The sequence below is a fragment of the Fusobacterium sp. FSA-380-WT-3A genome (genome assembly GCF_012843705.1).
Taxonomy (GTDB): Bacteria; Fusobacteriota; Fusobacteriia; order Fusobacteriales; family Fusobacteriaceae; genus Fusobacterium_B.
On record NZ_JABAFQ010000009.1, the window covers coordinates 35,145 to 52,275 of the forward strand.

The following is a 17,131-nucleotide window of genomic DNA, read 5'->3' on the forward strand; positions in this document are numbered from 1 at the left end:
ATGCCCCCCTTTTTATCTTTGATATTTTTATTTTATCACAAAAGACTTAACAATACAAGTAGACATATTTCACTTATTAAAAATGTTCTTCTAGTTTTTTTCTAAACTCTTGTGAATTTAATGGTATTTCAATTTCTTTCTTTTCCCAAGAAGAAAGATAAGCACCATTTATTATATATAAAGATTTTAAAGCATCTTTTGGGGTACATAATATTTTTTTATTATTTTCTAAAGCTTCTATAAAATTATTTACAATTCCTGCCTGTTGAATTCTATTATCACTATCATCAAAATATAGTTTAGTTTCTGTATAAGGAATTTTTCCAAATAATTCTTTTGTAGTTTTAGAATATTCTCTTTCATCTATTTCTAATTTTTTAAAAATTAATTCAGAATCATTATTTAAAATTATCTGTCCTTTACTTCCACTTATCTCCAATCTATTTGTTCCTGGAAATTCTCTAGAAGAGGCTATAAATTGTCCTGTAGCACCATTTTCAAATTCTAATTGAATTATTACATCATTTTCTACTTCTATATTTCTTTCTTTTCCACAATAACAAAATCCATTAACTTTGACAATATTTGGTGATATCCAAACTAATAAATCCAATTGATGAGAAGCTTGTGTCATTAAAAGTCCTCCCCCTTCTCCTTTATAACTTCCTCTCCAAGAACCAGAGTCATGATAAGCCTGTGTTCTATAAAGATTAGTTATAATCCAACAAACTCTTTTAATTTCTCCTACTTCTCCATTTTCTATTAATTCTTTTATTTTATTAAATGCTTTACTTGTTCTTCTACAATAAAGAACTCCACTTTTTATATTTTCTTTTTTATCTAATAATTTTATAAGTGTTTCAACCTCATCAGAATACACTCCAATAGGTTTTTCTATTAATGGATGAATATTTTTTTCTACTGCTTTTATTGCCATGTTAGGATGTAAAAAATGTGGAGTACAAATCATTACCATATCTATTAAACCACTATCTAACATTTTTTCATAATCTGTAAATAAAGTAACATTCTCAAGAGAATATTTCTCACATATATTTTTCATATGCACTTCATTCCTACTTGAAAAAGCGGCTATTTTACAATTTGTTATTTTATTTTCAACTATTAATTTTATGTATTCCTCTGCTATTGACCCTATTCCTGCTATTCCTATTCTAACCATAGTTTTCCTTTCATATTTTTAACTCAGATTAAATATTTTTACATTATAACATATTTTTATCTCTAAATAAAAATTTTATTTTAATTTTTTTTACTTATTATATTTAATCTAAATTTCTATTATTAAATATTTTATGTTATACTATATTATAATAATAAGTTATAGAGGTGAATTTTTTATGCTAAAAACTAAAACTATTGTCCTTGATAATAAGGAAAATATTGTTTACAGAGAATATGGAACTGGTAATGAAATATTAATCTTCATTCATGGAAACATTTGTTCTGGAATATTTTTTGAGCCTTTTTTAAATTATTTTAACAAAAATAAATATAGAATCTTAATACCTGATTTAAGAGGTTTTGGAGAAAGTAGTTATTTAACTAAAATTAATAGTATTTCTGATTTTTCAGATGATTTAAATGATTTTTTTTCTAAATTAAATATAAATAATTTTACTTTACTTGGCTGGTCAGCTGGTGGACCTATATGTATGAATTATTCTGCCTCTTATCCTATGAAAGTTAAAAGTTTAATACTCATTAATAGTGTTGGAGTTAATGGTTATCCTATGTATGATGAAAATGGAAAAAAATATATATCAGTTAAAGAAATTAGTCAAGAAAAATCTCAAGTTCTACCTGTTCTAAATGCTATTAAAAATCAAGATAAATTATTTATAAAAAATTTATGGAATAATGTAATATATATTTATAAAAAACCTAATTGTCAACAATCTGAAATAGAAGCCTTAGCTTCTTTAAAACAAAGAAATCTTCCAGAAGTATATCTTGCTTTATCTAATTTTAATATGACTTCTACCTTATTTCCTAATATTCCATCTTTAATTATATTTGGAGATAGTGATTCTATCATTAAAAAAGAAGATATTTTTCTTACTGCTAAATATCTAAATACAGATTATATAATAAAAATTTTAAATTGTGGCCATTCTCCTTTTCTAGATTCTCCTAATGAACTTTTTAAATATATAGATAATTTTATTAATAAATTTTAAATAAAAAATTATTGTTTTATATCTAATAAAAAAAGAAGTTATAATATTTCAATAACTTCTTTTTTATTCTTTACTTATCTAATAAATATAATTCTATAATATTAACCATATGGTCTCTTAATCTTCTGTAATAGTTTAACATATCCATATAACCAATACTTTGTGATACAGAAATTCCTAATTTAGAAACATTTTGTAAATGTACATCCCTTGATTTTCTAAACTCTTTTAAAATTTCATTTGCTTTTTCATTAGCAATAGCAAATTTAGTTTTATTTTTAGATATATATCCTTCATTTATTAAATTATATAGCTCTACTATTCCTTTATTTAAAGTTTTTAACCTAATTCTTTCATTTTCTGTAAGCTTTATTTCTGAATCAGCAAATCTATTTAAAACTTTACCAATTCTTACTCCATAGTCACTTATAGTTTCATATTCATCACAAATTTCTATATTCTTTCTAGTGTCATCTTTCATTTCATCATTTATTTCAGAAGTTAATACTAGATAGTTAATATCAGTTATCTCTTTTTGATATAAATCCATTCTCTCTTCAATAACTTGTAATTTTTCTAATTTTTCTTCTGATAAAAATCTTTGTTTATTAGTATCAAAGAAATCTGTTAATATTTTTAACATCTCATTTATTTCAGAATGCATATTTAAAACTTCTTGTCTAGATTGATCTATAACAACTGATGGAGTTTTTAACATTAATTTATCTAATTGAGTTACTTTCTTTTCTACATCTCCACCATCATCTTTAACTATCTTACATAGAAACTTAGCTAACTGTCCAATAAATGGGGTAAATAATATAACGTTTATTACATTAAACATTGTATGAGCTGTTGCAATTCCCAATGTTAAATTAGAATTAGGATTTACTAAAAAGTCTAAGAATCTTAAATAATAAGGAAATATAGTAATAGCCCAACAAACACCTACTATATTAATTATAGAATGGGCATAAGCTGCTCTTTTTGCATTAGAATTAGCACTAAGAGAAGCTAAAAAAGCTGTAATAGTTGTTCCTACATTTTCTCCTAATACTAATGCTACAGCTGTTGGATAATTTATTAAACCTTGAACAGCTAAAGTAATAGTTATCCCTAAAGTTGCTGATGATGATTGAACTATTGCTGTTATTAAAGCTCCTACTATAGCTGCCTTAAAAGCTCCAAAATATGAATCAGCATTAAATAAACTAAATAAACTTACAAATTCTGGCATACTTCTAATTGGTTTTAATCCATTACTCATTAACTCCAATCCAAAGAAAATTAACCCTAATCCCATTATTGTTAAAGCTCTTGTTTTCCATTTTTCACTTTTAGAAAACATATGAAATATAGCTGCTGCTCCAGCCATTGGTAGTCCATATTTTCCAATATTTAAAACAAGAATCCACCCTGTAATAGTAGTACCTATATTAGCTCCCAAAATTAACCCTAAAGCTTGTTGTAATGTTAATAAAGAAGCATTAACAAATCCTATTGCCATTACAGTACTTACTGATGATGATTGAACAAGCATTGTTACAAACATACCAACAGCTACAGCCAAAAATCTATTGGTTGTTAAAACTGTTAATATTTTTTTTAGCTTTTTACCAGCAATTTTTTGCATTCCACTAGACATATTATCCATTCCATATAGAAATAGACCAAGTCCACCTACAACTTTCATTACAATTTCTAAATACATTTTTCCTCCCAAGTTATTTTTTTGTATTTATTTTAATTTTTATTAGAAATGATATTATATGATTAATTTTTTATTTTATCCTTTTAACTCTTTTATATTTTCTAAAATTTTATCATATTTATCTTGATATTCTTTTTGAATTCTTCTATCTCTTTCTAAAATATGTGCAGGTGCTTTTGATGTAAATTTCTCATTTGATAATTTAGCATTTATTTTCTCTAATTCTTTAGAAACTTTTTCTAATTGAGCTTCTAGTTTTTTAACCTCAGCCTCAATATCTAAAAGTCCTGTAAGTACCATATAAACTTCTGAATCTTTTGCTACTCTAAATCCACTTTGAGTAGGTTTTTCTATATCTTTTCCATATACAATTTCTTCTAAATTACAAAGTTTTGTTATAAATTTATAATTTTCTTTTATTATATTTAATTCATTTTCATTTGATGTTTTTATAACAACTTTAGCAAATTTAGCTGGTGAAATTCCTGCTTCTGCTCTTATATTTCTTAATGAAGATACTATTTCTTGAATATATTCAAAAGCTTTATCTACATTTTCATCAACTAATTTATCATCACATACTGGATATTTTTCTAACATAACAGTTTCTCCAGATGTTTTTATTATTTGCCAAATTTCTTCTGTTAAGAATGGCATAAATGGATGTAATAATCTCATTCCAGCTTCTAATATTGTCCATAATACATATTGAGCTGTTGTTTTAGAATCTTCATCTTCAGAATTATATAATCTTATTTTAGCTAATTCAACATACCAGTCACAGAAATCTCCTCTTAAGAATTCATATACTGATTTTGCTGCTTCATCTAATTGGAATTTATCTAATTCTATTGCTACATTTCTACTTGTTTCATTTAATCTTGAGAATATCCACTTATCAACTAATTCATATTTTAATTTAGATTTATCCACTTTTGTTACATCAAATCCATCTAAATTCATTATAACAAATCTTGATACATTCCAAATTTTATTAGCAAAGTTTCTTCCCATCTCTAATAATTTTTCAGAGAAATGAACGTCTTGTCCTTGAGATGTATTATAAAGCATTGTAAATCTTATAGCATCAGCTCCGTATTTTTCTATTAAATCTAATGGGTCTGGTGAATTTCCTAAAGATTTAGACATTTTTCTTCCAATTTCATCTCTAACTATTCCATGTAAATATACATTGTGGAATGGTTTATCTCCTTGAGTATATTCTCCAAACATTATCATTCTAGCAACCCAGAAGAATAATATATCTGCCCCTGTTACTAGAGTTGATGTTGGATAGAACATCTCTAATTCTTTTGTTTTTTCTGGCCAACCTAAAGTTGAGAAAGGCCATAATGCTGATGAGAACCATGTATCTAAAACATCTTTTTCTTGTTCTAATACAACTTCTTTTCCATAAAACTCTTTTGCTTGAGCATAAGCTTCTTCTTCTGTATGAGCTACAAATATTTTTTTATCTGGTCCATACCAAGCTGGTATTCTATGTCCCCACCAAATTTGTCTAGAGATACACCAATCTCTAATATTTTCTAACCAGTTGTAGTAAACTTTTTCCCATCTCTTAGGCATAATTTTTACTTCACCATTTCTTACAACTTCAAGAGCTTTTTCAGCTAATGGTTTCATTTTTACAAACCATTGATTTGATACTCTAGGTTCTATAGCTGTATGACATCTATAACAAGTTCCTACATTATGAGAATATGGTTCAAATTTTACTAAGTAACCTTGCTCTTTTAAATCTTCTCCAATAACTTTTCTTGCTTCAAATCTATCTAATCCAGAATATTTTCCATATCCTTCTATTATTTTTGCATCATTAGTAAATACATTAATTATTGGTAAATTAAATTTATTTCCTATTGCAAAGTCATTAGGGTCATGAGCTGGAGTTATTTTTAAAGCTCCTGTTCCAAATTCCATATCAACATATTTATCAGCAATGATTTCAATTTCTCTTCCCACTAATGGAAGGATTGCTTTTTTTCCAACAAATTTTTTATATCTTTCATCATCAGGATGAACAGCAATAGCAACGTCTCCAAGCATTGTTTCTGGTCTAGTTGTAGCAACTATTAAATATTCATCAGTATCTTTTATTGGATATTTAATATGCCAGAATCCACCAGCTTGGTCTTCAAATTCTACCTCATCATCAGCTAAAGCTGTACCACATCTTGGACACCAATTTACCATATATTCACCCTGATAAATTAGTCCATCATTATATAATTTTACAAATATATCTCTTACAGCTTTAGAAAGTCCCTCATCCATTGTAAATCTTTCTCTGTCCCAATCAAGTGAAGCTCCTAATTTTCTTAATTGAGAAGTTATTATTCCTCCATGTTTTTCTTTCCATCTCCATGTTTCTTCAATGAATTTCTCTCTTCCTAAATCTTCTTTTTTTAATCCCTCTTCAGCTAATTTCTTTTCAACTTTATTTTGAGTAGCTATTCCTGCATGGTCCATTCCAGGCATCCATAAAGTATTGAATCCTGACATTCTCTTATATCTTATTAAAGTGTCTTGAATACTATTATTTAAGATATGTCCCATGTGTAATATTCCTGTTACATTTGGTGGAGGAATCATTATTGAATAACTTTCTTTTCCTTCATCCATTGTAGCTGCAAAATATTTTGATTCTTCCCAGTGTTTATACCATTTTTTCTCTATTTCACTAGGAGAATATATTTTTTCTAACTCCTTCATTGAAACTTTGCCTCCTATATTTTAAAATTTTAATTTATTTATTCTTTTGTAGTTTCTTCTTCTGTATGTGGATTATATTCTTCTATAATTTCACCAATAAAATCTAATATTTCTTGTTTTCCACTATTTTTTAATGAAGAATGGAAAAATACATCTTCATTTGAAAATTCTAATTTTGTTCTAATATCTTTAAGACATTTAAATTTTTCATTATTAGATACCTTATCCATTTTAGTAAAAATGATTTTATAAGGGATATTGAAGTGTTCTAGCCACTCCAACATCTCTATATCTTCACCACTAGGTACTCTTCTTATATCTAAAAGCACAAAAACAAGTTTTTTTCTATTACTTGCTAAATATCTTTCCATTGTTTGTCCCCATTCAGCCTTCATAGCTTTTGGAACTTTTGCAAAACCATAACCAGGTAAATCTACAAAAAACACATCTCTATTAATTAAAAAATAATTTATAAGTTGTGTTCTTCCTGGAGTTTTACTTGTTCTAGCAAGTTTATTTCTTCCAGTTATACTGTTTATTAAAGAAGATTTTCCTACATTTGACCTACCTACAAAGGCAAACTCTATATTTCCAATCTCTTCTGGATAATCTTTTTCATATACAGCTGACTTTACAAATTCTGCTTGTTTAATTATCATCTTTTCTCCTATAATAATCACTAGTTTTGTTTAAAAACTAACTTCTCAACATCATCATAAGTTTTAGCATAATGAATTGTAATATCTTTTTTGACTTCTGCTGGAATTTCATCAGCATCCACTCTATTGTCTTCTGGTAATATTACTTCTCTTATGCCAGCTCTATAAGCCCCTATAACTTTTTCCTTAACTCCTCCTATAGCTAACACTTCTCCTGTTATAGTAATTTCTCCTGTCATAGCTATATCTTGTCTTATTTCTCTACCTGTTAAAACTGATAATATTGCTGTAGTAATAGTAATCCCTGCTGATGGTCCATCTTTTGGAGTAGCTCCTTCTGGGAAATGTAAATGAATATTTTTATTTTCTAAGAAATCTTTTTCATCAATATTATATTTTTTAAAATTAGATTTTACATAAGTAAATGCAACTTCTCCAGATTCTTTCATTACATTTCCTAAAGTTCCTGTTAAACTTAATTGTCCTTTTCCAGGTATTAATACTCCTTGAACCTCTAATGTAACTCCACCTACTGAAGTCCAAGCAAGTCCATTAACTATTCCTACTTTATACTCTTTTTCTTTTAATTTTTCAGGTCTAAATTTAGGTTTTCCTAAATATTTTTCAAGATTATTTATATTAATAGTTAATTTATCAATTTTTTCTTTAACTACTTTTCTAGCAATTTTTCTATATAATGAGTTTATTTCTCTTTTTAAATTTCTTACTCCAGCTTCTCTTGTATATTCATTTATAATTTTTAATATAACTTTATCTGAAATAGAAATTTTTATATCTTTTAATCCATTTTCTTCTTGAATTTGTTTAATTAAATATTTTTGAGCTATATGTAATTTTTCATATTCTGTATATGAAGAAAGATGAATTATCTCCATTCTATCAATTAATGGACCAGGTATATTTCTTAAATCATTAGCTGTTCCTAAGAAAAATACTTCTGATAAATCAAATGGCACATCTACATAGTGGTCTTCAAAATGGATATTTTGCTCAGGGTCTAATACCTCTAACATTGCTGAAGCTGGGTCTCCTTTAAAATCACTTGCCATTTTATCTAGCTCATCTAATAAAATAAATGGATTTTTAGTTCCAGCTAATTTCATAGCTTTCATTATTCTTCCTGGCATAGAACCAATATATGTTCTTCTATGCCCTCTTATTTCAGCTTCATCTCTAACTCCACCTAAAGAAACCCTTACAAATTTTCTTCCCATAGCTTCAGCTATTGATTTAGCTATTGATGTTTTTCCTACTCCTGGAGGTCCAACAAGACAAATTATTGTTCCTCTCATTTTTGGATTTAATTGTTTTACAGCTAAATAATCTAGTATTCTATCTTTTACTTCTTTTAAACCATAGTGGTCTCTATCTAATATTTCAGCAGCTTTTTCTATATCTAAAATATCTTTTGTCATTTTTTTCCATGGTAAATCTAAAAGAACATCTATATAGTTTCTTGAAACAGAAGCTTCAGCTGAAAAAGCTGGCATTTTACTCATTTTCTTTAATTCTTCATCAATTTTTTTCTTTACTTCAGCTGGTAATTTAGCCTTTTCAATTTTTTCTTTTAAATCAGAATTTTCTTCTTCTGGAGTATAATCATGAATCTCATCTTTCATAGCATTTATTTTTTCTCTTATATAATATGCCTTTTGAGCTTCATTCATTTTATTTCTTACTTTATCTTCTACTTTTTTCTCAATTTCATTAATTTCAATCTCTTTTGATAATATATCAAGAATTAAATATCCTCTTTCTTTTGTATCAAAGCTTTCTAATATTCTTTGTTTTTCTTGATTATCTATATAAAGATTATTAGCTATAATATCTAATGCTCCATTGATATCTTTTGTAGATTTTAAATTGATTAAAAGTTCTGGTAAAACTTTTCCACCTAATTTACTATATCTTTCAAAATATTCTAAAACTTTTCTATACACAGCAGTTGTTTCTTTATTTTCTGTGTTTACACATTCTATTATTGAGTATTCAGCTTCATATTCTCCATCAACTTCTCTAGGATTTATAATTGTTACTCTGTTTTCAGCTTCTACTAATAATTTTATTGTATTATTTGGCATCTTTACAGTTTGTAATATGTTAACTATTACTCCTATATCATAGACATCCTTTGGTAATTCTGGATTTTCTACTAAAGAATCTTTTTGCATACCAAATAACATTTTACTATCTTCATTGTCCATAACTCTTTCAAGAGTTTTTATACTTTTATCTCTTCCAACATATACAGGAGTTACTACTCCAGGGAAGATAACTAAATCTCTAGTGGGTAAAAACGGTAATTTATTGTTCAATAGTTTCTCCTCCTCTTTTTATAATTTTTACTTTTTGATAGTCATCAAGGCTATCTACATCAACAATAACTTTTTCTACATCTTTCATAGATGGTATCTCAAACATAAGTTCCATCATAGTATTTTCTAATATAGCTCTAAGCCCTCTAGCTCCTATTTTTCTAGCTAAAGCTCTTTTTGCTACCTCTCTTAAAGCTTCTTCTGTTATTTCTAACTGAATATTTTCCATTTCAAAGAATTTCTTATATTGTTTTACTATGGCATTTTTTGGTTCCACTAATATTTTTAATAAAATATCTTCACTTAAGTTTTCTAAAGTTGTAATAAGTGGTAATCTTCCTACTAATTCAGGTATAATTCCTCTTTTTACTAAATCTTCTGGAGTTACTTTTGCAAATACTTTTCCCTCTTCTCCAGCTTTTTTTTTACTTACATCTCCACCAAATCCCATATTTTTATTTAAAGTTCTCTTATTGATAACTTTTTCTAATCCTTCAAAAGCTCCACCAACTATAAATAAAATATTTTTAGTATCTATTTCTATAAGTGGTTGGTTTGGATGTTTTCTTCCACCTTGTGGAGGTACTTGAGCCTTTGTTCCCTCAATTATTTTCAAAAGAGCTTGTTGTACTCCCTCTCCTGAAACATCTCTTGTTATTGAAACATTTTCAGATTTTCTTGCTATCTTATCTATTTCATCTATAAAAACTATTCCTTTTTCTGCTGCTTCTACATTATAATCAGCTGCTTGTAAAAGTCTTACTAAAACATTTTCTACATCATCTCCAACATATCCAGCTTCTGTAAGTGTAGTGGCATCAGCTATAGCAAAAGGTAAATTTAATATTTTAGCCAAAGTTTGAGCCATTAAAGTTTTTCCAGAACCTGTAGGTCCTATTATTAATACATTAGATTTTTGTAATTCTATGTCTTTTGAATTATTTTCTTCTAAGTTTTTTATTCTTTTATAGTGATTATATACAGCAACAGATAAAACTTTTTTAGTTTCCTCTTGTCCAATTACATATTCATCTAATTTAGCTTTTATCTCTTTTGGGGTAAGTATCTCTGTTTTAGTAACATTGTTAGTTTTTACATCTTCTAAATCTATATCATCTTCTGGATATAATATATCATAACAAGTTTCTATACAATTATCACAAATATATACTCCATCTTTACCTGAGAAAAGTTCATTAACTTCACTTTGAGGTCTTCCACAAAAAGAGCAAACAGGTTTTTTATCCATTATATCACCTCTTTCTCCTAATCTCTACTAGTAAATACCTTATCAATAATTCCATATTCTAAAGCTTCAGAAGCTGTCATAAAATTATCTCTTTCAGTATCTTTAAGTATTTCTTCCTTTGTTTTTCCACAATTTTTAGCTAAAATTTCACTTAATTTATCTTTTATTTTTAATATCTCTTTAGCTTGAATTTCTATATCTGTAGCTTGTCCTTGAGCACCACCTAAAGGTTGATGTATCATTACTCTTGAATTTGGAAGTGCATATCTCTTTCCTTTAGCCCCAGCTGATAAAAGAAAAGCTCCCATACTAGCTGCTTGTCCTATACATACAGTCTGTACATCTGGTTTTATATAATTCATTGTATCATATATTGCCATTCCTGAAGTTATAACTCCACCTGGACTATTTATATACATAGTAATATCTTTTTCAGAGTCTTCTGCCTCTAAAAATAATAATTGGGCTACAATAGCATTAGCTACATTATCATTTATCTCTGTTCCTAAAAATATTATTCTATCTTTTAGAAGTCTTGAATATATATCATAAGATCTTTCTCCATAACTTGTATTTTCTATAACTATTGGATTATACATATTTAACCTCCTTTTTATCTTTAGGCAAAAGATAAAAGTATTTTTATCTTTCACTTAAAGGGACATTGGAGATAGTCCAATGTCCTAATAAAATTATTTTGCGTTAGCAACAATGAAATCGATAGCTTTATTTAAGATGATTTCATTTTTTACATTAATTTCAAAGTTTTCAAAGTTTTTATTTTTTACTAACTCTTCTTTTAATGATTCAGCTGTCATTCCATACATTTTAGCTATATCTTCCATTTTGTTGTTAAATTCTTCTTCAGTAGCTTCGATTTTTTCAGTTTCAGCTATTTTATCAAGAATTATATCCATTTTAACTTTGCTTTCGCTCATTGGAGCTAATTGATTAAATATAGCTTCGTGAGTCATTCCTGTCATTGATAAGTAAGATTTTAAATCCATTCCTTGAGCCATTAATTGTTGCTCTAATTCTGCTAATCTTCCTTCAACTTCTCTGTAAACTAAAGATCTAGGTACTTCAAAGTTTGTTCCTTCTACAACTTTCTTTAATAAAGCTGCTCTGTATTGATTTTTAGCATTTTCAGTTTCTCTTTTTTCAACATCTTCTCTTGTTTTTGCTTTCATATCTTCAACAGATTCATATCCTAAAGTTTTAGCAAATTCATCATTTAATTCAGGAACTTTATCAAATTTTATAGCTTTAACTTTTACTTTGAATACAGCAGGTTTTCCAGCTAATTCTTTTGAATGATATTGCTCAGGGAAAGTAACATTAACTTCTCCTTCTTGTCCTATTTCATATCCTACTAATTGGTCTTCAAAAGTATCTATGAAAGAGTGGCTTCCTAACTCTAACATGTGAGTGTCAGCTTTTCCTCCTTCAAATGGAACTCCGTCAATAAATCCTTCAAATGATAATTCTACTGTATCTCCCATTTGAGCTTTGTGTCCAGCTTCATAATCAGTTAAAGTTGATTTTCTTTTTAAGATGTTTTGGATTTCAGTATCTAATCTTTCATCAGTCATTTGGAATTCAACTTTTTCAGCTTCTAATCCTTTATATTGTCCTAATTCAAATTCTGGGAATACATCTACATGTACTATTAATGTAGCTTCTTCTTGAACTTTTAAGCTTCCATTGTATAATGGACTTACAGGTTTTAAGTTTTCATTTTTTATAACTTCACCAAAGAATTTTTTTATGATTTCATCACAAACTTGGTCTTCAGTTTCTTTAGCATATTTAGCTTTGATTTGCTCTAATGGAGCATGTCCTTTTCTGAATCCTGGGATTTCAACATCCTTTTGAGCTTTTGTTAATACAGCTCCTTCAATTGGATTGTACTCTTCTTTAGTTAAAGTCATTGTAACTTCTAAAGCAGATTTTTCTAGTTTTTTAATTTCGTATTTCATTTTTCCTCCTTAGTTTTTTATATAAAACTTTTATATTTGCTTTATACTTTTAATCCTGATATTATACCTATCTTTTCCTTTGATATTTATCTTTTCAGGATAATAAACTATTTTTACTTTTTTATCTAAATCTATATCTTTAATTTCATTTGAAAGATTGAAAGCTATAAATGAAAATTCTTTTCCCTCTTTTTCTAACATTCCATTAAAATGTCTATCTTCAACACCAAATTTTTCTATCCATTTTATTTTTATATTTTCATCTAAAAATAAGGGTTGTAAATTTTCAAGTCCATATGGAGAAAGTTTTTTCATATCTTGAATCAATTCTTCGTCTATAGAAGTTACTGATAATTTCATATCCACTTCTATAATTTTTTCTTCTTTCTCCTTATCTATCTTTTCAATCTCTTTTGAAAACATCTCTTCTATTTCTGGTAAATCTTCTGTTCTAGCTATAAATCCTGCTGCTAAATCATGACCACCATATCTTACTAATTTTTCTTTTATCTTTGTAAATATATTAAAAATATTTATCCCTGCTACACTTCTACATGAAGCTTTTCCAACTCCATTTCCTGTAGCAATCAAAATAACTGGTAATCTATATTTTATCGAAAGTCTTGATGAAACTACTCCAATTACACCTGGATGCCATTCTTCTGAAGTTAAAAAGATATATTTTAAATTCTTATAATCAGATTTTTGCTTTAAAAACTCTATTGCTTCATCATAGATTTTTTTCTCTAATTTTCTTCTAATCTTATTCATCTTTTTCATTTCTTCAATGATATTATATATTTTAAATTCGTCTTCTTCTATAAAAAAGTCAGCTCCTACTTTTGACACTCCTATTCTTCCTAAAGAATTTATAAGTGGAGATATAAAATAACTTACATCTGTAGTAGTAATATTTTTATTTTGGAATTTAAGATATTTTAAAAGATAAATAAGTCCTTTTACTTTGGTATTTTTAAGATTTTTTAATCCATTACTTATTATTATTCTATTTTCATCTATCATAGGAACAACATCAGCTACTGTCCCTATCATAACTATATCTAAATACTTATATAATATATCTTCAGATTTGCCTAATTTTATTAGTAGAGCTTGTGCTAATTTTAAAGCTACTCCTGCTCCTGAAAGGTACTTAAACTTATAATTTTCACTTAATTTTGGATTTATCATTATGTATTCTTCATCAAACTTATCCTTTACAGATTTATGATGGTCTGTAACAATGATATCTATTCCAATACTCTTAGCATATCTTATATCGTCAATGGAATTAGCTCCTGTATCTACAGTAATAACCAATTTTCCATCTCTTTTTCTCATATAATCAGCTGTTTTTTTATCAAAACCATAAGTTTCTTCCATACGACTAGGAATATAATAACCTGTATCTATTCCTACTTCTCTAAATACTCTCACTAGGAAAGAGGCTGCACTTATTCCGTCTACATCATAATCTCCATAAATATATACTTTTTCATTTCTATTCTTTTTTTCTATGATTTTTTCAACAGCTTCTTCCATTTTTTCAAAATCAAATGGGTTTCTAAGTAATGACATACTTGAATCAATAAATTTTTCTACTTCGTTTTTTTCTGAAATTTTCTTATTTAACAAAAGTTTGGTTAAAATTTTTGATGTTTTCCACTCTCTTGATTTTTCTTCTATGATAGAATCTGATACTTCACTTAACTTCCATATCATCATCTATCATTCCTATTCCTGTTGAATTTTCAAATCATCTAATAACTTTGAAATTTTAACAGCATATTCTATTGAATCATCTATTTTTACTCTAACTTCTGGTACATATCTTAAGGCTAATTCTTCTGATATTTTTTTTCTTAAAAATCCCTTTATTTCATTAAGTCCTTCTTCAACCTTTGCTTTATTTACTTCGCTATTTTCATTTGAATATATAGTAAAATATAAATCAGCAAACTTTAAATCTTCTGTTACTCTAACTTTTACTAAAGAAACTAATCCTTTTACTTTTGGGTTTTTTACATCCTCTAGTAAAGTTTTTGATATAACTCTTAGTACTTCTTTTTCTATTGCTGCTAATCTTTGTTTTCTCATGGTTATCATCTCCTTTACTAGGCTTTCATTACTTAGTTAAAGTTCTTTTTACTTCAACCATGTCAAAGGCTTCAACTATATCTCCATCTTTGATATCATTAAAGTTTTCTATTCCAAGACCACATTCTTGTCCTGCTACAACCTCTTTTGCATCATCTTTAAATCTCTTAAGTGATGCTAACTTTCCTTCATAAACTATAGTTCCATTTCTTACTATTCTTATATTAGAATCTCTTCTAACTTTTCCGTCTACAACTACACAACCAGCTACATTTCCAACTTTAGCAACTTTAAAGATTTGTTTTATCTCTATTCTTCCTAGATATTGTTCTTTATATTCTGGTTTTAACATTCCTGTTAAAGCTTTTTCAATATCTTCTATAATTTCATAAATAATTGAAGATGTTCTAACTTCTATTCCAGAAGTTTCTGCTTCTTTTATAGCTTTTGTTGTAGGTCTAACATTAAATCCTATTATAATTGCTTGTGATACTTCAGCAAGTTTTATGTCACTTTCTGTAATAGCTCCTGGAGCTGATTGAATAACATTAACAGCTACTTCATTATTATTTAATTTCATTAATGAATCTTTAAGAGCTTGAGCTGAACCTTTAGAATCTGCCCTTATAACTAAGTTAAGTTCTTTAACTTCTTGATTTTCTAAGCTTTCTGATAATGACTCAAGAGTTATTGTTCTCTTAGATTGCTCCCCTAATCTTCTCTCTTTAGCCATTTCTTCAACTATTCTCTTAGCATGTTGTTCGTTTTGAATTACATAAACAGTATCTCCTGCTTCTGGAACACTGTTGAATCCTATAATCTCTACAGGTTGAGACATTTCTCCTCTATTTATTTTATTTCCTTTATCATCTATAATTGCTCTTACTTTTCCATAAGATTCTCCAGCAACTACAACATCACCTATTTTAATATTTCCCTCTTGGATTAATATGTCAGCTACTGGACCTACTTTAGAATCTAATTTTGATTCAAGAACAACAGCCTTTCCTCTTTTCTTAGGGTTAGCTTTTAATTCAAGAATTTCTGCTGTAATAAGTATTGTTTCTAATAAAACATCTAAATTTATCTTAGCTTTTGCTGAAACTTCTACAAATTCAACATCTCCTCCCCATTCAACAGAAACAAGTTCATGTTCCATTAACTCTTGTTTTACTCTCATAGGGTTAGCTTCAGGTTTATCAATTTTGTTTATAGCTACAATTATTGGTACTCCAGCTGCTTTGGCATGGGAAATAGCTTCAATTGTTTGAGGCATTACTCCATCATCTGCTGCTACTACAAGAATTGCTATATCTGTTACTTGAGCTCCTCTTGCTCTCATATCTGTAAAAGCTTCGTGTCCTGGAGTGTCAACAAATGTTATTTTCTTTCCATTTTTTACAACTTGGTAAGCTCCGATTTTTTGAGTTATTCCTCCAGCTTCCCCTTCAACTACTTGTGTACTTCTAATAGCATCAAGTAATGAAGTTTTTCCATGGTCAACATGTCCCATAATTGTAATAACAGGAGCTCTCTCTTCTAAATCAGACTCTTTATCTTCTATTTCAAGAGCAAATTTATCTCCGAAAGCTAATTCTTCTTGTTCTTCTTCCTCTACTAATACATCATAATCAGCTGCTATTTCTTCAGCTAATTCAATACTTAAAGGACTATTTATTGTAAACATTTTTCCTTTTAGAAATAATTTTTTAATTATTTCTGAACTGTTTACATTTAATTTTTCAGCAAAATCACCTAAAGTCATTTCACCTTTCATTTTTATGATTTTTATTCCATCTTCTTCGACTACTTTTCCAACTTCAGTATCAGCTTTTTTTACAACAAAATCTGTTCTTCTTCCTTTTTTCTTCTTCTTATTTTTTTCTTTTCTATCATCATCAGAAGAATCATCATTATTCTTTTTATTTTTCATATTTTTATTTTTAGATTTTTTCTTCTTCTTATGTTCTACTACTTCGTCATCTTCTTCTGGTTCTTCTTTAACAAAGTGATTTTTTATTTTATCAACTTGTTCTTCTGTAAGTCCTGCTAAATGAGATGTCACCTCTATCCCTAATTCTTGAAGTAAATTTAAGAAATCTTTATTTCCCATCTCATATTTTTTTGCCAACTCATGTACCCTTACTTTACCTACCATTTATACCT

Annotated in this window: 12 protein-coding genes; 1 reads left to right on the forward strand and 11 read right to left on the reverse strand. The window is 27.7% G+C overall.

The window, feature by feature from the left end:
- Positions 1–76: 76 nt before the first annotated feature.
- Complete coding sequence (locus tag HF862_RS06475; RefSeq protein WP_170187102.1) at positions 77–1,183, reverse strand: Gfo/Idh/MocA family protein; 1,107 nt, start codon at positions 1,181–1,183, stop codon at positions 77–79.
- 178 nt (positions 1,184–1,361) lie between these two features.
- Between HF862_RS06475 and HF862_RS06480 the strand changes: the two genes are divergently transcribed.
- Positions 1,362–2,201 carry an alpha/beta fold hydrolase gene (locus HF862_RS06480; protein ID WP_170187103.1) on the forward strand — a complete coding sequence of 280 codons (840 nt, stop codon included), beginning with the start codon at positions 1,362–1,364 and terminating at the stop codon, positions 2,199–2,201.
- Positions 2,202–2,271: 70 nt separating this feature from the next.
- Here the strand turns inward: HF862_RS06480 and HF862_RS06485 are convergent, their stop codons facing one another.
- The 10 genes from HF862_RS06485 to infB all read right to left on the reverse strand — a co-directional run bounded on the left by HF862_RS06485 (position 2,272) and on the right by infB (position 17,123).
- The gene (locus HF862_RS06485; RefSeq protein WP_170187104.1) at positions 2,272–3,912 is read right to left on the reverse strand and encodes a Na/Pi cotransporter family protein; all 1,641 of its coding nucleotides are present in this window, start codon (positions 3,910–3,912) and stop codon (positions 2,272–2,274) included.
- Positions 3,913–3,987: 75 nt separating this feature from the next.
- Positions 3,988–6,645: a valine--tRNA ligase gene (locus HF862_RS06490; RefSeq protein WP_170187105.1), complete on the reverse strand. Its 2,658-nt coding sequence runs from the start codon at positions 6,643–6,645 to the stop codon at positions 3,988–3,990.
- A 38-nt stretch (positions 6,646–6,683) separates the two neighbouring features.
- Entirely contained in the window at positions 6,684–7,304 is a 621-nt protein-coding gene (yihA, locus tag HF862_RS06495) for a ribosome biogenesis GTP-binding protein YihA/YsxC (protein WP_170187106.1), read from the reverse strand.
- A gap of 20 nt (positions 7,305–7,324) precedes the next feature.
- Complete coding sequence (gene lon / locus HF862_RS06500; protein ID WP_170187107.1) at positions 7,325–9,640, reverse strand: endopeptidase La; 2,316 nt, start codon at positions 9,638–9,640, stop codon at positions 7,325–7,327.
- Entirely contained in the window at positions 9,630–10,889 is a 1,260-nt protein-coding gene (gene clpX / locus HF862_RS06505; RefSeq protein ID WP_170187108.1) for an ATP-dependent Clp protease ATP-binding subunit ClpX, read from the reverse strand. The genes lon and clpX overlap by 11 nt, the downstream gene beginning before the upstream one ends.
- A 17-nt stretch (positions 10,890–10,906) precedes the next feature.
- On the reverse strand, positions 10,907–11,488 hold the full coding sequence (gene clpP / locus HF862_RS06510; protein WP_170187109.1) for an ATP-dependent Clp endopeptidase proteolytic subunit ClpP: 582 nt from the start codon (positions 11,486–11,488) through the stop codon (positions 10,907–10,909).
- 93 nt (positions 11,489–11,581) lie between these two features.
- A complete protein-coding gene (gene tig, locus HF862_RS06515; protein WP_170187110.1) occupies positions 11,582–12,868 on the reverse strand; it encodes a trigger factor in 1,287 nt (428 codons plus the stop codon).
- Positions 12,869–12,898: 30 nt separating this feature from the next.
- A complete protein-coding gene (recJ, locus tag HF862_RS06520; RefSeq protein ID WP_206039047.1) occupies positions 12,899–14,593 on the reverse strand; it encodes a single-stranded-DNA-specific exonuclease RecJ in 1,695 nt (564 codons plus the stop codon).
- 9 nt (positions 14,594–14,602) lie between these two features.
- Positions 14,603–14,965 carry a 30S ribosome-binding factor RbfA gene (gene rbfA, locus HF862_RS06525; RefSeq protein WP_170187111.1) on the reverse strand — a complete coding sequence of 121 codons (363 nt, stop codon included), beginning with the start codon at positions 14,963–14,965 and terminating at the stop codon, positions 14,603–14,605.
- Positions 14,966–14,993: 28 nt separating this feature from the next.
- The gene (gene infB / locus HF862_RS06530; RefSeq protein WP_170187112.1) at positions 14,994–17,123 is read right to left on the reverse strand and encodes a translation initiation factor IF-2; all 2,130 of its coding nucleotides are present in this window, start codon (positions 17,121–17,123) and stop codon (positions 14,994–14,996) included.
- Between the last annotated feature and the right edge of the window lie 8 nt (positions 17,124–17,131).